At 47.3% G+C, this 16095-nt stretch carries 17 protein-coding genes; 7 read left to right on the top strand and 10 right to left on the bottom strand.

Going from position 1 to position 16095, the window contains the following annotated elements; translation table 11 throughout:
- Positions 1 to 152 precede the first annotated feature (152 nt).
- From ACYVGR_RS26280 to ACYVGR_RS26260, 5 genes are all read right to left on the bottom strand, one after another.
- Positions 153 to 611: a DinB family protein gene (locus ACYVGR_RS26280; protein WP_460962396.1), complete on the bottom strand. Its 459-nt coding sequence runs from the start codon at positions 609 to 611 to the stop codon at positions 153 to 155.
- Positions 608 to 3619, bottom strand: coding sequence for a glycoside hydrolase family 3 N-terminal domain-containing protein (locus ACYVGR_RS26275; RefSeq protein WP_460962394.1), 3012 nt, complete (start codon positions 3617 to 3619; stop codon positions 608 to 610). The genes ACYVGR_RS26280 and ACYVGR_RS26275 overlap by 4 nt, the downstream gene beginning before the upstream one ends.
- Before the next feature lie 162 nt (positions 3620 to 3781).
- Positions 3782 to 4471 carry a porin family protein gene (locus ACYVGR_RS26270; protein WP_460962392.1) on the bottom strand — a complete coding sequence of 230 codons (690 nt, stop codon included), beginning with the start codon at positions 4469 to 4471 and terminating at the stop codon, positions 3782 to 3784.
- A 111-nt stretch (positions 4472 to 4582) separates the two neighbouring features.
- On the bottom strand, positions 4583 to 5017 hold the full coding sequence (locus ACYVGR_RS26265) for a hypothetical protein (RefSeq protein ID WP_460962390.1): 435 nt from the start codon (positions 5015 to 5017) through the stop codon (positions 4583 to 4585).
- The gene (locus ACYVGR_RS26260) at positions 5014 to 5625 is read right to left on the bottom strand and encodes an RNA polymerase sigma factor (protein WP_460962388.1); all 612 of its coding nucleotides are present in this window, start codon (positions 5623 to 5625) and stop codon (positions 5014 to 5016) included. Before ACYVGR_RS26260 ends, ACYVGR_RS26265 begins: the two co-directional genes overlap by 4 nt.
- A gap of 174 nt (positions 5626 to 5799) precedes the next feature.
- Between ACYVGR_RS26260 and ACYVGR_RS26255 the strand changes: the two genes are divergently transcribed.
- Positions 5800 to 6051, top strand: a complete 252-nt coding sequence (locus tag ACYVGR_RS26255) for a hypothetical protein (protein WP_460962386.1) — start codon at positions 5800 to 5802, stop codon at positions 6049 to 6051.
- 64 nt (positions 6052 to 6115) lie between these two features.
- On the opposite strand, the gene ACYVGR_RS26250 is transcribed toward ACYVGR_RS26255, so the two are convergent.
- Positions 6116 to 7306, bottom strand: coding sequence for a DUF748 domain-containing protein (locus tag ACYVGR_RS26250; RefSeq protein ID WP_460962384.1), 1191 nt, complete (start codon positions 7304 to 7306; stop codon positions 6116 to 6118).
- A gap of 176 nt (positions 7307 to 7482) precedes the next feature.
- Entirely contained in the window at positions 7483 to 8259 is a 777-nt protein-coding gene (locus tag ACYVGR_RS26245) for a pentapeptide repeat-containing protein (RefSeq protein ID WP_460962382.1), read from the bottom strand.
- Between the two features lie 200 nt (positions 8260 to 8459).
- Here ACYVGR_RS26245 and ACYVGR_RS26240 point away from each other — a divergent pair, with 200 nt between their 5' ends.
- Positions 8460 to 9353 (top strand): SDR family oxidoreductase, encoded by an 894-nt coding sequence (locus ACYVGR_RS26240; RefSeq protein WP_460962380.1) that lies wholly within the window; start codon positions 8460 to 8462, stop codon positions 9351 to 9353.
- Between the two features lie 20 nt (positions 9354 to 9373).
- Positions 9374 to 10291: a helix-turn-helix domain-containing protein gene (locus ACYVGR_RS26235; RefSeq protein WP_460962378.1), complete on the top strand. Its 918-nt coding sequence runs from the start codon at positions 9374 to 9376 to the stop codon at positions 10289 to 10291.
- A gap of 171 nt (positions 10292 to 10462) precedes the next feature.
- Here ACYVGR_RS26235 and ACYVGR_RS26230 read toward each other — a convergent pair whose 3' ends face one another.
- The 3 genes from ACYVGR_RS26230 to ACYVGR_RS26220 form a co-directional block, all read right to left on the bottom strand.
- On the bottom strand, positions 10463 to 10810 hold the full coding sequence (locus ACYVGR_RS26230; protein WP_460962376.1) for a hypothetical protein: 348 nt from the start codon (positions 10808 to 10810) through the stop codon (positions 10463 to 10465).
- A gap of 115 nt (positions 10811 to 10925) precedes the next feature.
- The gene (locus ACYVGR_RS26225; RefSeq protein ID WP_460962440.1) at positions 10926 to 11708 is read right to left on the bottom strand and encodes a PD-(D/E)XK nuclease-like domain-containing protein; all 783 of its coding nucleotides are present in this window, start codon (positions 11706 to 11708) and stop codon (positions 10926 to 10928) included.
- 105 nt (positions 11709 to 11813) lie between these two features.
- A complete protein-coding gene (locus ACYVGR_RS26220; RefSeq protein WP_460962374.1) occupies positions 11814 to 12467 on the bottom strand; it encodes a hypothetical protein in 654 nt (217 codons plus the stop codon).
- A 219-nt stretch (positions 12468 to 12686) separates the two neighbouring features.
- Between ACYVGR_RS26220 and ACYVGR_RS26215 the strand changes: the two genes are divergently transcribed.
- From ACYVGR_RS26215 to galU, 4 genes are all read left to right on the top strand, one after another.
- A complete protein-coding gene (locus tag ACYVGR_RS26215) occupies positions 12687 to 13070 on the top strand; it encodes an XRE family transcriptional regulator (protein WP_460962372.1) in 384 nt (127 codons plus the stop codon).
- A gap of 101 nt (positions 13071 to 13171) precedes the next feature.
- The gene (locus ACYVGR_RS26210) at positions 13172 to 13657 is read left to right on the top strand and encodes a hypothetical protein (RefSeq protein WP_460962369.1); all 486 of its coding nucleotides are present in this window, start codon (positions 13172 to 13174) and stop codon (positions 13655 to 13657) included.
- A 395-nt stretch (positions 13658 to 14052) separates the two neighbouring features.
- Positions 14053 to 15048, top strand: coding sequence for a mevalonate kinase family protein (locus ACYVGR_RS26205; RefSeq protein ID WP_182460734.1), 996 nt, complete (start codon positions 14053 to 14055; stop codon positions 15046 to 15048).
- 86 nt (positions 15049 to 15134) lie between these two features.
- Positions 15135 to 16001 carry a UTP--glucose-1-phosphate uridylyltransferase GalU gene (gene galU / locus ACYVGR_RS26200; protein ID WP_460962367.1) on the top strand — a complete coding sequence of 289 codons (867 nt, stop codon included), beginning with the start codon at positions 15135 to 15137 and terminating at the stop codon, positions 15999 to 16001.
- Positions 16002 to 16095: the final 94 nt, after the last annotated feature.

Below are 16095 nucleotides of genomic sequence, written 5' to 3'. Positions count from 1 at the left end.
ACGTGCGTGAATGAGTATGCGTGAATGAGTAACAGTGAGGCTCTTGGTTGTTACTATTAACTAACTATGAACACAATGAGTTTGGCTTATATCGTTAATTTAATGGTAAGAGGTTAAAAATCAATTAATTGAAAGATGTTCGCACTATCAGATTAAACAACTTCCCGTTTCCAGACGATGTAATCGGTTACCGGCGCTTCGTTCACCATGGGACGAATTAGCTGGACAACCTGTCCCCGGTGGTAGGCCGCATGGTGGCTGGTATGCGTCAAAATCTCAGTCAGGGTGTTTTGATAGCCAACGCCTTGCGAGTTAGCATAGGAAATGGATTTCCCTAAATCGATCTCAGCTAACCCTTCCAGATAACTTGTTAGCTGACGATGCTGACGCTCGGCGGTTTCGGCCATCCAGCTAACCGGAATGTCCTCCCAGATAGAGACAAAAACTGACTCCTTCGTGATGCGACCCAGCCAGACGTGCTGGGCCGACAGAATATGACCCATAACGGCAAGAGCGCGAGCCGGTGGGTTTTGAATTTTTTCGAGGGCGGTGATTACTCGCAGATTAGCCCAGAGTTCGTAGTTCAGTAATTGAATCAGATGGTCTTTCATTGCAGTCCACGTTTTGTTGCCTGATACAATGCTTCAACGATATTGGTGCGGGTATTCAGATTCCCAAGTTTCGGATTATTTCGGGTTGGGTAAACCCGGTTGCATAAAAAGACATACGTGAGGTTATACGCCGGATCGGGCTCAACCCAAACAAACGTGCCCGTAAAGCCCGAGTGCCCGAAACTGGCTTTCGTTGCCGATTTTGGCGCATTTCCGTTATAGGTAAAGGAGGGTTTATCGAAGCCCAGTCCACGCCGGTTCCCCAACTCCGGAAACTGATAACGCGTAAACTCGGCCATCGTTTTCTGCGAAATGAATTGCTGGCCACCATAGCTACCTTTCTGACGATACATCTCGTATACCTTCATCAAGTCATTGGCCGAACCGAACAAACCCGCGTGGCCCGACAAGCCATTGAGCATGGCCGCGCCTTCGTCATGTACGCGTCCCCAGATGAGCGTTTTGCGGAACAGTGAATCGTATTCGGTCGGAACAATGCGTTGGAGTGAATAATACCGGCGAGGCAGGAACGTAAGCGTAGTAGCGCCCAGCGGTTTGTAGAAGGTCGTTTTAAGGTAATCTTCAAAATCGACACCCGTAATGCGCTTCACGATTTGCGGGTACAAAATGAACGAGAGATCTGAGTACACGTACTCTTTCTTGGCGTTCAGTGGCGAATCGCGGATTTGCTCAAAAATTGTTTTCGGGTATCTCTTGAATTCATACAAACTATCGGTCACTTCAATTGGATAACGACCTGATTCTTCGGTTTTAAAGGTCTTCGGCTTCCAGGTCCCGTCGGGATTTTTGGTGTCCATCCAGAACGGAATCCAGGCTTTCAGACGAGCCTGGTGCGTCAGCACATCACGCCAGACCAAATCCGCTTTGTTCGATTTTTTGAAGCTGGGCAGGTAGTCGGCCATTTTACCGTCGAGGTTGAATTTGCCTTCATCGACCAGACGCATCAATGCTGGAGTTGACGTGCTAACCTTTGTTACCGATGCCATGTCATACAGATCATCCAACTGAACAGGCAACGGTTCGGCTCCTAAAGAGGCATCGTAGGTATGCTTGCCGTACGCTTTGCGGAAAATGACCTTGCCGTTTCGGGCCATTTGTACCACACAGCCAGGGAATGCTTTCTGGTTTAGCCCAACATTCACCAACGAATCGACCTGTTGTGCCAGATAGCGGCTATCAATGCCAACTTCTTCAGGAATTGTGTACTTGAGCCGCCCGATGGGTTGAATGTTGATACCATCGCCAATTCGGAAGCGTTGGTTAACCGTTACGGGTAATTTACCTGATGCCCCAATCGCGCCAAAAATCAACTGAGCCGACAACTCTTCGGTATAGGTAGTTAGCTGATAAGGCATAACAATGGCCCGCGCCTGTTCGATGTTCCGGCTCGGTTGAGCGGTGTCCATCGGGAAGGTCAGTTTATCTAACGCATAGACGTTTCCAAACACCGTAACAACCGCTTTTCCGGTGGCAACCAACTCCCCGAGCAAACCAGCCGTTTTGGTTTGCAAACCATATTTAGTCGCCGGACGGATGTTGTTCAAATGAACATCGACCAGAATCAGGTTGTAGTTTTTGAGCGAATCCCGTACCTGTGCCAGTGTCGAATCCGGCGTTTTGGAGGTTATGTTAAAATGGCGAATCAGGGTATAGTTGCCCGCCATTTCCTGGAACGCGGTGACTTTATCGCTTTCAATCGCTACCGATGCGATTCGAAGCGTATCCAGCCGTTGGAGCGGCAACAGATTGCGCTCGTTTTTGAGGACGGTCAGGCTGGCTTCGGTGAGTTTACGGTTGAGTAGTTCATCCTGAACCGGATTAAGATCGCTCACCAGATTCTCCAGATCAATAGGTTTGTACTGATCCAGCCCGACCCAGGCTTTGGCTTTCAGGACTTTCAGGCAACGGGCATCAAGCGAAGCCTGAGACATCCGGCCATCGGCAACAGCCTGTTTGATCAATGAAAGAGCAGCCGGAACATCTTCGGTAAACTCCAAAACGTCCATACCTGCTTCCAATCCCAGTTCGTCGGCGCGGCCCGATGGGAAATATTTTGTTACGCCTTTCATGTTCATGGCATCGGAAAAGACCAATCCCTGAAAACCCAATTCATTTTTGAGCAGGTTGGTAACGATGGCTGGTGAAAGCGTAGAGGGTCTATTGCGGGTTGTGTCGAGCGCAGGAATGCTCAAGTGGGCAATCATCACCCCGGCAGCGCCCGCATTGATCAATTGCTTGAACGGATACAGCTCAAGGGAGTCGAGTTGAGCGCGGCTTTTGGTAATTAAGGGCAAATCATAATGTGAATCAGTACCCGTATCGCCATGTCCTGGAAAGTGTTTGAGGCTGGTTAACAGTTGATTATCCTGCATGCCACGCATATACGCGAGTGCTTTACGAGCCACATCGTATTTATTTTCCCCGAACGACCGGAAGTTGATGACGGGATTGTTCGGGTTATTGTTGACATCTACCGATGGGGCAAAGTTGACATGCATGCCCAATCGGCGCGCTTGTTTGGCCAAATGAGCGCCCATCTGATAAATCAGCGAATCAGAACCCGCGCCCTGCATGGCTCCCAGCGTCATTTGGTAGGGATAGCGAACCGTGCTGTCCAGCCGCATGGCGATGCCCCATTCGGCATCCATCGCAATCAGGAGCGGGACTTTCGAGTTGGCTTGTAGCCGATTGGTTAAGCGAGCCTGACGCATAGGTCCACCCTGAAACATAACGACACCACCCAGTTTGTTTTTCTGGACGAGCGTCACGAGCGAGTCTTCGTAACCGGGTTTCCGATTTGAATAGCCCGCTACCATAATCAACTGGGCAATTCGCTCGTCGGGCGTCATATTGGTAAAGACCGAATCGACCCAGCAGTTCTGGCGCGCATTAAGTGTAAGAAAGGTAGGCGAAGTCGTTTGCGCCAAAGCCGGGAGAGACAATAAAACGCTTAATAAACCAACAAGAAGAGACCGACAAATGGGCATGAGTCAAATAAATTGGGGTCGTGAAGTGTCAAAAATACAAAAAAACGCCCTCGCCACTCCCGTAAAAGGTGAAATGACGAGGGCGTATGTGGGATTTACGAAGTTTGATGTACGATTTACGTTGGCTTACTTCAGCGAAAAATCGTGCATCATAATTCGTAACTATCTTCTGTAGCGACTTGGATATTCTTTGCCAACACCGAAGCTATACCCCAAGGCTATGGTGAATGTCGAGTTTTGCAATGAACTGCGCCGATTCCAATAGTTCGGTAAGGTGCCTTGCACATCGCTTAGGCCGAGTGTATAACGGGCATCGATCAGGAAGTGCTGCCGGTTGCCCGTTCCCCAGTTAAGTTGAATCCCACCTGTGGCACCCAAATCCAGGTTATTAAAGGCTTCGCTGTTTTCTCCATTGAGAACAGGGCCCGTTCCCTGAAGATAGTCGCCTTTAAGGCGCTTTGCATTCAGTTTGATGCCCAACGAAGGACCTACGAACAGATTGGGTCGGAAATTACCCGAGAGCGTCAGAAAATAGCGGGCAACAACCGGAATTTCGAGGTAATTAACTCGCTGAATAAACTTCTTAGTGTTGTCGTTGTAGCTCGTGCCCCGTTGCGAGTACAGGAAGTCGGCAGAAATACCGAAATGATTCAGCGAACTATACATAACAAAGGCGCCCGCCGACAGACCTGGGGTGAATTTCATATAATCGGCATCACCCCAATAATTAGATAAATTCAAGCCAACACGTGGGCCAACGCTAAAGCGTTGCTGTGCGAAAAGGCTTGATAAACAGCTAGAAACAAGAACAAACGAAAGAATAGCGGAGCGTAGTGAATTTGAGCGAAACATGGTAAAAGCAATAAGTTGATATGTCCGCTTAACGTCTTAGGTTTGGCAAATGTTTTATTTTGTTAAAAGACTTTTCGCTTTTTTATTCTAAAAAATAACCTGCTGAGCCGTTTAGGAGGGGTTATAAACAATACATGGCTGATCGATCGAATTGGCAGGTTTAGTCTGAAATACAGTCGTTTTAGCTGGCGCGGCAGGTTTAGGTTTGACGGAGTATTTAGGCGCAAAAAAGATAAAATAGATCGCCATGGCCAGCATAAACAGAATGGCGGCTGTGGTGGTGGCAATCCAGAGTGGCCAGAGCCGTTTTTTATTGGCCGACTCATGAATTCGCTGATGAAGTGCATCGCGTAAATCAGCCATTTGCTCGGCCATTGTACCGCTCGATACGCTGGTCGCCGTTTTCTGCATCGCTTCCAAACCAGCCAGAGCATCAGCATAAAATGGGTTTTCCAGCAACAACCGCTCAACGCGGTGCCGAGCCGGTCCGCTTAGCCGACCGGACTGATAAGCCCTTAATTCGTCAAATGTTAGTTGGTCGTTCATAAGCTTTGTTTACTCATACAAATTTTCAAATTTCGCCGACCATTTTGCAAATAACTTTTCACTTGTTTTAGGTCATAACCAGTCAGCTCGGCTACTTCTGTATAGCTTTTCCGATCCAGATAAAACAAGGTCAGGCAGGTTTGCTGTTCGGCAGGAAGTGTTTGCAGGCAGGATTCCATACGGGTAAGATCTTCCTCCAACTCCAGCGTATCTGCGTCGTCACTTCGTAAATTGAGCATCGGTTCGTCCTCCACTTCACCTGTGGCATTAGTAACCAGCTCTGTTTTAGGATGCGCCTGACTTTTACGCAGCTGCATTAAACAGTAATTACGGGCTACACTGTGCAACCAGGGGCCAAACTGTTGTACGTCATGCCGACGCAAGTCGGTTACAAGCTGTTCAAACAGATTCATGACCGCATCTTTAGCCTCATCTTCATCGCGCAGATAATTGAAGCACACGGCATAAATCAGTTCCATGTGCTGCTCATAGAGTTCCCCTAAAATGGTCAGATCGCCCGTAGCGCGATAAGCCGCTACATAATCAGCCGTATCGCTGCGGTAGCGGTCAGGCGAGGGTTTAGGCTTACGAAACAGTTTCAGAAACATAGGTTGAGGGCTGCTTACTGCCTAGATGCGTAAACCGATTAAATTCCATATCACTCGGTTGATTTCATAGGCCATATCGTCAAAATATGGCCTATGAAATCAACGAGGAGACGACAATACTCTAACCGAATTCTCATTAGGATCGTTACATACAAATACAAACTCAACGATACTATGAAACGGATATTCTTGCTTACTGCTTTATTAGGCAGCCTTGTTAGCATGGGCGTAGTTGCCCAAAGTGATCAATCTCCGGCTGTCCAGCAACCGACCTCAACAGCAGATACACGTCAGGCTAATCCGCCCCGGCCTAAACTCAAGAAAAATAAAAGTGATACCCTGACGCCTAAAAACCGTAAACAACGGCGATTGGCTCCTGATTCACTGCGTCGGGGAGGAGCTACGCGTGTTGATACCGTTCGGTAGCGTCTGTGGTGGTGTCGGTTATAAGTAACCGACACCACCATAGGTCTCAGACAAGAAATTCTGCTTATTTTTTCTTCTGACGTTCGGCCTTGCGTTCAGCTCGTTTTTTCTGGCGTTCGGCTTTTTTCTTGGCTCGCTTTTCTTTTCGTTCGGCCTTCCGTTCTTCCCGATTAGCTTTAAAATCTTCTTTAAGCGTCTTAAACGCGTCTTTTACGGTGATGTTATTGTCAAACTCTCCCCGAAATGCCTGAATGTACGCATTGCGTAGAACACCGAAAATAGTTGGCCAAACGGCTGTTTCAATGTTATCAATCGTTCCATTTAAGGGAATACGTGTAGCAACCTGGTCGTGTTTCTGATTTTTAAGCACGTCGGTACCAACCTGCGCAATGAGTTCGGTGAAAAAGCGGCCTACAGATCGATTTTCATGCTCGTTTAGTTTGAAAATTTGCATGCCCTTGGTAAGGGGTTTGATGTAGCCATTGAGCTTTTTGTTGAGCATGGCCATCTCGCTGTATACACTTACGGTGCCTCGTTCGAAATCGAGATTGGCGTACTGGCGGGCAAGGGGGTTAAGCTTAACGAGTTGGAGCTCGCTGAAACGAAGATTGTAATCTAAGTCAGGAACAACTTTCAGCAAATTCATATTAGCCGAAAAATTCATCGTTCCTCCATAGCCAAGCACGTCACCGGAGGCTACAACTGGCGAGGGGAGTAGTTTATTCTTTTCTTCAACGTTGCGGATATTTTTAATTTCTCCCTGAAACCGCTGCAAGGATAAATCGGCCCGAGGTTGGGTAATCAGGCTGGTTAAATTCACCTTGCCATTCACAACCGCAAACCGGTTGATGTTAATGGGCAATAGTTTTTTCAGATAGGCCGTCCAGTCGACCTCGGCACCGGTCTGATTGCTGGCTGCATTGTTACTGAAAGCGAAGTTGATTTCGGGTTCGTAACATTCCACTTCGCTAACTAATCGGCCTTTTAGCAGCGACTTCCATTCGATTGATAGATCTGTTTTGGGAATGTATAAAAAGGGTTCTTTAATCTTGCCGTTTATTTTTCGGATGCGAAGATCATCGAGCTGGTAAGCGCCCCGAATCAATTGAATATCAATGTCTTTAACATGACCTGTATAGCCGCCCATGTCGGCCAGCGTTTTATTGACGTACCGAAGCACGAAATAGGGCAGTAGTAGGCGGGCAATAACCAGCAGAATGATTATTGCGAGTATAATTTTGGTTGTGCGTTTCAAAACGTTGAGTGATTGTGGTAACGTTCTGATAAACACGAAGATTGATAAATGGTTGGATAGGGTTTCGGAATTAGCGGACCAGACTACAAATAGTTTAAACACAGAGGCACGGAGAACACAGAGATAAATTATTTTCTCTGTGTTCTCCGTGCCTCTGTGTTTAAACCTGTCTAAAACTATCGGCTTGGTGAGAATTTACGGCCGTCGAGTGTCGTGTATTTAAAATCGGTGGAGCCTTCGAAGCGAACATCATCGAAGTTGGTACCTCGTGGCAGATGCGTGTATTTGAAATCGGCATTACCTGAAAAACGCGCCTGACGAAAATCGGTTACTTCTTCGAACTTGGTGTATTTGAAATCAGCAGACCGTTGAAACGATACTTTCTGAAAAGAGGACGATTCATCGAAGTTGGTGTACTTGAAATCGGCATAGCTCCGGAAGGTCGAACTGTTGAAATCAGCCGCGTTACGAAACTTGGTATACTTAAAGATGGCTTCTTCGCTAAAGGTATTGTTGGTGAAAATAGCCCGCTGCGTGAATCGCGAATACTTGAATGCCGCATCGTCTTCGAACGTACAGCCTTCAATGGTTACGGCTTCGGTAAAATCAGCGTTGTAAACGGTATTGCTGGTGTTGAAAATTCGCTTGCCGTCCTGCTCGTCGGTATGATAAGCCAGAAATTTACCTTTGAAGGTGCAGTTTTTGAACGTAAGGGGCACTTCAACTACGCTTAAAAATTCGCGGGACTCGCCTTTCCAGCTGCCTTCCCGTATCTCTTTCCGGTTAGCTAAGTTGGTCAGATCAAGGTCGCCGGTAACGGTCACGTTCTGGTAAGAAACAGCTTCTTTACGGTTGATTTTGGCGATAATATCTTTCGCATCAATGGTCGACTGGGCCAATGTAGGCGCCATAGCAACCACCGCGAGTAGTAGGGATGTAACGAAAGTTTTCATGGATGCTTTCTTAATGTTGTTTGACTTTTGCTTAAAGATGTAAATCAACGGCTAAAGGTTGCGTGAAGGAGAAAGATAAGTTGTAGGGGACAGAACAGTTTTTAATGCCTCGCTACGATTTGACTAAACAAATAGGAGATACGGCAAAATAGATCAGTGTACGTCAACGGACCTTTGTCTTACTAAAAACAGTAAAGCACATGAACGTATTTGTCACAGGAGCCTCAGGATTTGTCGGCTCTGCTATTGTTAACGAATTGATTGGTGCTGGTCACAGCGTAGTAGGCCTGGCCCGTTCCGAAGCGTCTGCCAATAAACTTCTGGCAGCGGGTGCCAGGGTGCATCGGGGAGATTTGCAGGACTTGGATAGTTTGCGCGACGGCACAATCGGTGCAGATGGCGTAATTCATGCCGGATTTGTCCACGATTTTTCGCGGTTTAAGGAAGTTTGCGAAATAGACCGCATTGCTATCGAAACAATGGGTGCGGTATTGGCTGGCTCTAACCGACCATTTATTGTTACGTCGGGTACTGCACTAGTACGTCCTGGCACACTGGCCACCGAAGACATGAGTAGTCAGCCTGACCCCGAACGATTCCCGCGCGTTTCAGAATCTGCCGGCCTAGCCTTTGCTACACAGGACGTTCGTGCCACGACTATCCGGCTATCCCCATCCGTTCATGGCGAAGGCGATGCGCATGGTTTTATCCCGATTCTTAGTAACATTGCCCGCCAAAAAGGTGTAGCTGCCTACATTGGCGAAGGGCTCAATCGTTGGAATGCGGTGCATCGTCTGGATGCTGCCCGTTTGTTTCGTCTGGCTCTGGAGCATGGCGAAGCGGGAGCCAGATACCATGCCGTTGGTGATGAGGCCATTACCTTGAAAGCAATTGCTGAAGTGATAGGGAAAAAACTAAATATCCCAGTCGTGTCCATATCGCCTGAGGAGGCACCTGCACATTTCGGCTGGTTTGCTGCCTTTGCGACTATAGATTGCCCGGCCTCTAGCCAAATCACTCAGGAGCGCTTAGACTGGCATCCTGTGGGTCCATCACTGCTCGATGATCTTGCAGGCAGTGTCTATTTTAGTTAATTGCCTTATCTTGTGATACCATGAACAGGCAGCTCACCCGCGTCAAAACCATTAGCGAGTTCCACCGTATGGCAGGTTTGCCACGGCCCGAACATCCACTCATCAGCGTTATCGATCTTGAAACGTTGAGACGCCCGCTGGCAGAAGGTTCCTTCACACGAGTATTTGATTTTTACTCGATCTCCTTGAAGAAGAACTTTCATGTAAAAATGGTGTATGGGCAACAGCCGCATGACTTTGAGGATGGCGTGTTACATTTTATGGCACCCGGTCAGGTGCTGACCGTAGAGTTTGAGAAGAATCAGACGCATAACCCTTCCGGATGGATGATTTTGTTCCATCCAGATCTGTTGTGGAATACAACACTGGCCAAAACCATCAAACAGTATGAGTATTTCGGATATGCCGTCAACGAAGCGCTGCATCTTTCGGAGAAAGAAGAGTCGATGCTGACGGGAATTGCCAACTACATGGAGCAGGAGTACCATACCACTATTGATCGGTTCAGTCAGAGCGTGATTATTGCCCAATTGGAATTGCTATTGACTTATGCTGATCGATTCTACCAACGCCAGTTTATTACCCGTAAGGTATCGAGTCATCAGATATTGACCCGTTTGGAAGAGCTGCTGAGCCAATACTTTAACAGTGGCGCTTTAGCCGAACAGGGCTTGCCAACGGTTGCCTACATTGCTGAAGAGTTGCATGTATCGCCCAATTATTTGAGTGGGCTGCTCAAATCACTGACGGGCCTAAGTACCCAGCAGCATCTGCATGATAAGCTGATCGAACTAGCCAAAGAGAAGTTATCGACTACAAACTTGTCTGTCAGTGAAATCGCTTACGAACTTGGGTTTGAGCACCTGGCGTCATTCAGTAAGCTTTTCAAAACCAAGACAAACCTGTCGCCACTGGAATTCAGACAGTCATTTAATTGACGAGGACTTTGCTACAGAAAGATAGAAATTGCTTTGCATACATGAACAAGCGGATGTCCCCTCACCCCAACCCCTCTCCCAAAACAGGAGAGGGGCTACCAAAAAAACGTAACAACTCCCCTCTCTCGTTTCGGGAGAGGGGCCGGGGGCGAGGGTAATACGAAAAATCACTCAATCAAGCCACATGACTTTGTCATAAGCCTGTTCGTAATCCATTTCTTCGAGCGGGATAAAGCCTGCGAAATGCCCGGTTTCATCCGTTTGGATGGCATTCCAGCAGCCCGATGCGTCCCGTAGTAGCAAGCGATAACCATAAAGCGGATGCAATGTGTTGCCATCCGTACGATGATCCCAGCCCGTTTGTAGCTCAATAGCAAAAGCGATCCGATCCATCACATCACTTAGCTGATCGGCTACATTGTCCACTCTATCTAATTCCTCAATCCAAAGTACTAGCCCATCAGTGCCCCAATTGAAATTGAGTTCAGACGTGGTAAGGGTGATTATAGAAGCGTTCATAACGATGTATGGTATGGGGTTTATGGTATAAGGTTTACGGTAAGCCGACGTAAGCGGTATTGTAACCAGAGCTCTGGGCCACTGTAAACCTTATACCATAAACCGTAAACGACTATTACGCACTCATACTCCAGGCAGAAGGCACAAGATCTGGTCGGGTTTGTTCCTCCTGCCACTTACGAAGCCAGAAACGGTATTTTTTACGGCCATAATCCAGAAAGCCGGGGATAGACGTAGCATCGACCGCAAAAAGCTTGTGAGGACGCTGTTTCATGATGCCAATAAATACAAACCGAAACTGGCGGGTTGTATTCCATTCGCCATTGTCGGCATGACGCAGATTGTCTACATAAAAAGCAGCCTGTCGATCGTAATCGTAGGTGTAGCACGATTCCAGAAACTGCGCCTGTGTTCGGGCCGAAGTCGTTTTTAAATCGATAATGAGCGCATTCCGACGTTTAGGGCTGGTGTAGACCAAATCTAAACGGGCTTTACAGGCAATACCCGTTGTGGGTTCGGTTGACAAAACAACACGTTCTCGTTCCGACTGACGCAGATACCGGCGACAGAAAGCATCCTGCCGAATCGTATGCATGAGTGTCTGGAGTTGTTTTGCCTGAGCAGGAGCCAGCGTATTGGCATCGATCTGGTTTGCCGAGTCGACCATATCTGGCAAAAGTTGAGATAATACTGTACCAACGGTTTCGGGCTCCAGTAAATGCTGGTGAAACGCCCGGCCAAATACTTTGGTCTTTTCGGCGATAAACCGGGTTGAAGGCGTAGACCAATAGCCCAGATGCTCTTCTTTCAGGCGCGTTAAGTCCGAGTTCGACACTCGTGGCAGTGCCCGATAAAAGTCGCCTTGTGTGAATAAAGGTTGTGATTGACCCGTTTGCATCGAAATAGGGGAGGTCTGCATAAAAAATGGATTTTAGGCACGAACACACATAGGCGTATTCACTTTCAGAATACGCCTATGCACTTAAAAACAAACTATACTGACTTAACCTGCCGATAATAACTCTGGCTCGTCGGCCAGATTAACGAAAGGGTTGTAATAGTTCATCGCCGTTTTAATGTTGGCGATATCCGTCAGCGTTTCCTGCCGGAATATTTTTACATCTTGCGCAAACTGCTTCAGTTCGGCGGTTTTCTGTGGATCGCCAATTTTGTACGAGAAGGTGGCGATGTAGTAAACACCTTTGGGCTGGACTTTCGTGTATTCTTTCTTTTCAGCAACAGCCGTGATGACCACATCGGCGAGGGTAAGGTCGTCGTAGTAAAGCGGTTCGATCAGGCGGAAAATATTATCGACCGAATAGCCATGGAAAAGCAGCGCCGACACACAGTTTTTATCATCGATAAAGAAAATTTCTGCCCAGTTTTTGGTGCCCATATTCAGAATGTTATCCGTGAAAATGCGCCAGGCAATGGGTTGAAAAGTCAGCGTACGGCCTAATTTTTCGGTACCATTGATGTTGAACACACCTTCTTTAGCGTCGAATCGATACTGGCGAGGGTGTCCTTCGAGGTATTTATAGCGTCGTACAACACTCGGATTGACCACCTCAGTCGTCAATTCGTGAATTTTTTGATCCAGTTTCGGAGCGCTATCGCTTTGAATTGTCTCGATTTGGCTTTTGTTTTGTGTGTTCATTAGTATTTGTTGTTTACTGTTCAAGCAGGGGACCCATTTTGCGGTCCCTTTTGCCTTTTTAGGCCCCCTGTTTATAGACTTAAAAATACATATTTTTGTGTAATTAACAAAGCCATTTTGGAAGATATTTCCTGAATATTTACCTGTTTTTGTGTAAAATAGCATAAGTCTTTAGTTACCATCACTCGCTGCCCTCTGTCCCGTATCCCTCCGCTCATCATGACAATTCATCTGCGTCTTCAGGAATTAATTGATTCGCTAAATATTAGCGTACTCGAATTTGCCCGACAGTTGGGCGAACATCGGGGCGAAAAAGTATACCACATTTTGCACGGTCGGCTAAAGCCACGTTACGACACCCTGGAAAAGATATTGATCGCCTTTCCGCAGGTTAATGGTGACTGGCTGCTACGGGGTGAGGGACTTATGTTTAAGACGCTTAATTCGCCTTCGGCAGCCATTACAACCGAAGAACGGCTACGGAATGTGGAGTTCCTGCTTTTTCAGCTCAATGAGCGTGTTGCCTTACTTCAGCAAACGAATGACCAGTTGCTGGAGGAGTTGAAGGGACACGGAGCGCGGGGTGCGGAGCAGGGGAATTAGCCGGATTGGGCTTCTATGCTTTCCTGGCACCGTGCACCTTGCTCCACGCAACAAAACAACCCACCGCCATTTCTGGTTATAGTAAAAAAACACTTAACGTTATGGCAACTACATCACCATTCGATCCCGATAAAATTGATCCTGAGTACTATTCAAAAGATCCGAACCAGCATGGCACGTCCGATTATGGGCATGAGTCAGAGGGAGTTGGAACAAATGTCTACAAAGACTCAACGTCGGGTATGGACATGGATAGTGATAATATGATGCTGACGCACGATAGTCGTGAGGCTAACCGTAGCGGCAGTCAGCCAATTGATGCGATTCCTGAAAGCCTGGGCGGTTTCCAGGAATGGGATGTTAATGCCGATGCGATTTCTGAAGTGCCTAAAGGGCATATGATGAGCGATGAAGCCGCGAAAAAACTGAGCGAAGTGGCCGAAAACCCTTCCGACGATGCGCTGCTACACCGGGCCGATGCCACCTACCTGGAAGAAGGCGATGACCCAAACAAAGGCTATGATCCGCATAATGTAGGATATAACGACAAAGACAAGACGAGCGTTGAAAAGAATGACCTAAATTAGGGCTTTGATAAAATAGATTCTAGATGTTTCTTTTGATCCTATTCTACTGATAATCAGAGTCGATAGAATCAAAAGAATCCATAGAATCTAAATTGGAACAGCACTAGTGTACTCAAGCAATTTAAATTCTATTGTTTTTTTTGATTCTATTACTATGTTGATAGACAGAAGCAATAGAATCTGAAGAATCTACAGAAACTAAATTGAAGCAGTACTAAGCCAGAATATAACTTCTTTGACAAAGCGATTGGGAAACCCTCGATCGCTTTTTTTATGTCCATAGAATCAATACAACCCTAGAATCTGGCCTTCCTGAACTGATGCTAAGGAAACTTTCGTAAACTTGTTGTTTAATTGTTTAGCTAAGCCAGCGGATAGTCAGTCCGCCTTTTATTTTGCTCATCGAAACCCGTGCCTATGCCCGAGCGGGGATGCTCGGCAACCCGTCTGACGGATTTTTTGGTAAGACAATTGCCATTACCGTCCGTAATTTTGGAGCGTCGGTAACGCTTTACCAATCGCCCGAACTGAACATTGAGCCTCAGTTTCAGGATACTAACGTATTCAGAAGCCTGCATCACCTGCGCGATTCTGTTAGTATGCTTGGCTATCATGGGGGTGTTCCGTTGCTGAAAGCGGCCATCAAGAAATTTGCTGAATACTGCGAAAAAGAGCAGATTCGGTTGCCTAATCAGAATTTCTCGATCCGGTACAATACGTCCATTCCCCGGCAAGTGGGCCTTTCTGGCTCAAGCGCCATTATTGTGGCTACGTTTCGGGCGCTGATGCAGTTCTATAACGTTGAAATACCGCAGCCCATACTGCCGAACCTGGTGTTGGCTACCGAAGCAGAAGAGTTAGGGATTACAGCTGGGTTGCAGGATCGGGTTATTCAGTGCTATGAGGGCTGTGTTTATATGGATTTTGACCGCAGCACTTTAGAACGGCAGGGCTATGGCCAGTACGAGCCACTTGATCCTCGATTGCTCCCGAAATTATACATTGCCTATAATACCGATCTTGGAAAACAGTCGGGACAAGTGCATAACGACGTTCGGTCTCGATGGCTCAAAGGAGATACAACGGTGATCGAAACGATGAATTCCATTGCCGATGTGGCCCGTCAGGGACGTGAAGCTCTGATGAACCAGGATACCAAAGCCTTGAACGAGCTGGTGAATCGCAACTTCGACCTGCGTTCTCAGATTTATAACATCAGCGATCGAAACCGTAAAATGATTGAAACCGCCCGAGCCTGCGGAGCGTCATCGTCGTTTACCGGGTCAGGCGGTTCCATCATCGGCCTCTACCGCGATGATGCCATGCTAAATCGTCTGTTTGTTGAACTCAAGAAAATTAATGCCCGCGTTATTAAGCCTTATGTAGTTTAAAAAGGCGAAAGAGCGAATGAGTGAATGAGCGAAAACTAGTTAGCACAATTCACTCATTCGCTCTTTCACTCATTCGCTCTTTAAAAATGATCAAGAAAGCCGTTATTCCCGCTGCCGGATTTGGAACCCGGTTTTTGCCTGCTACAAAGGCTCAACCTAAAGAAATGTTGCCCATTATTGACCGCCCGACCATTCAGTATGTGGTGCAGGAGGCCGTTGATTCGGGTATCGAAGATATCCTGATTATTACGGGTAAAGGTAAACGGGCCATTGAAGACCACTTCGACCGTAACCACGAACTCGAAACCCGACTTGAAGAAAAAGAAGATCAGCTATTGCTGGACGAGATGCGTCGACTTTCCGACATGGCTAACCTACACTACGTTCGTCAGCGCGAACTGAACGGTCTGGGCGATGCCATTCGGTATGCGAAGCACCACGTTGGTAATGAGCCTTTTGCCGTGTTGCTTGGCGATACGATCATGGACTCTGTTATTCCCGTAACCCAACAATTGATCGATACCTACGCCCAATATGGCGGTTCGGTGATTGCGGTTGAAGAGGTCCCTCACGATAAGGTAAATCGCTATGGTATTGTGGGAGGGAATTCGCTAAGCGACCGGATTCTCGAATTAACCACGCTTGTTGAGAAGCCTGCTATCGCAGACGCTCCGTCGAACCTGGCAATTGCAGGACGATACATTCTGACCCCCGAAATCTTCTCGATGCTGGAACAAACTCCGGCTGGCAAGAACAACGAAATCCAATTGACCGATGCCATGTTGTTGTTGCTGAAACGCGAAAACCTGTATGCACACCGCATCGAAGGGAAGCGCCATGACATTGGCAACAAGCTCGATTTCCTGAAAACAACCGTTGAGTTTGCGCTCAAACGCCCCGAGTTCGCCGATAAGTTTCGGGCGTTTTTGGAGGAGATTGTTCGGAAAGAATAAGCGAAAGTTCTAAACTAACGCAAGTTCGGGATTGTAAGTGGCCCGTAGGGTCTTTATAGCGTAGGGTCGATTGAAAAAGCTGTGAAGACCCTAC

It is taken from the genome of Spirosoma litoris (genome assembly GCF_054776755.1).
The sequence above is the reverse complement of the archived record's forward strand: the minus strand, read 5'-3'. Positions and strand labels throughout refer to the sequence as shown.

Bases quoted from the DNA above. Each gene is read 5' to 3' on its own strand.
- ACYVGR_RS26280 (WP_460962396.1), bottom strand. From the start codon at position 611: ATGAAAGACCATCTGATTCAATTACTGAACTACGAACTCTGGGCTAAT.
- ACYVGR_RS26275 (WP_460962394.1), bottom strand. From the start codon at position 3,619: ATGCCCATTTGTCGGTCTCTTCTTGTTGGTTTATTAAGCGTTTTATTG.
- ACYVGR_RS26270 (WP_460962392.1), bottom strand. From the start codon at position 4,471: ATGTTTCGCTCAAATTCACTACGCTCCGCTATTCTTTCGTTTGTTCTT.
- ACYVGR_RS26265 (WP_460962390.1), bottom strand. From the start codon at position 5,017: ATGAACGACCAACTAACATTTGACGAATTAAGGGCTTATCAGTCCGGT.
- ACYVGR_RS26260 (WP_460962388.1), bottom strand. From the start codon at position 5,625: ATGTTTCTGAAACTGTTTCGTAAGCCTAAACCCTCGCCTGACCGCTAC.
- ACYVGR_RS26255 (WP_460962386.1), top strand. From the start codon at position 5,800: ATGAAACGGATATTCTTGCTTACTGCTTTATTAGGCAGCCTTGTTAGC.
- ACYVGR_RS26245 (WP_460962382.1), bottom strand. From the start codon at position 8,259: ATGAAAACTTTCGTTACATCCCTACTACTCGCGGTGGTTGCTATGGCG.
- ACYVGR_RS26240 (WP_460962380.1), top strand. From the start codon at position 8,460: ATGAACGTATTTGTCACAGGAGCCTCAGGATTTGTCGGCTCTGCTATT.
- ACYVGR_RS26235 (WP_460962378.1), top strand. From the start codon at position 9,374: ATGAACAGGCAGCTCACCCGCGTCAAAACCATTAGCGAGTTCCACCGT.
- ACYVGR_RS26230 (WP_460962376.1), bottom strand. From the start codon at position 10,810: ATGAACGCTTCTATAATCACCCTTACCACGTCTGAACTCAATTTCAAT.
- ACYVGR_RS26225 (WP_460962440.1), bottom strand. From the start codon at position 11,708: ATGCAAACGGGTCAATCACAACCTTTATTCACACAAGGCGACTTTTAT.
- ACYVGR_RS26220 (WP_460962374.1), bottom strand. From the start codon at position 12,467: ATGAACACACAAAACAAAAGCCAAATCGAGACAATTCAAAGCGATAGC.
- ACYVGR_RS26215 (WP_460962372.1), top strand. From the start codon at position 12,687: ATGACAATTCATCTGCGTCTTCAGGAATTAATTGATTCGCTAAATATT.
- ACYVGR_RS26210 (WP_460962369.1), top strand. From the start codon at position 13,172: ATGGCAACTACATCACCATTCGATCCCGATAAAATTGATCCTGAGTAC.
- galU (WP_460962367.1), top strand. From the start codon at position 15,135: ATGATCAAGAAAGCCGTTATTCCCGCTGCCGGATTTGGAACCCGGTTT.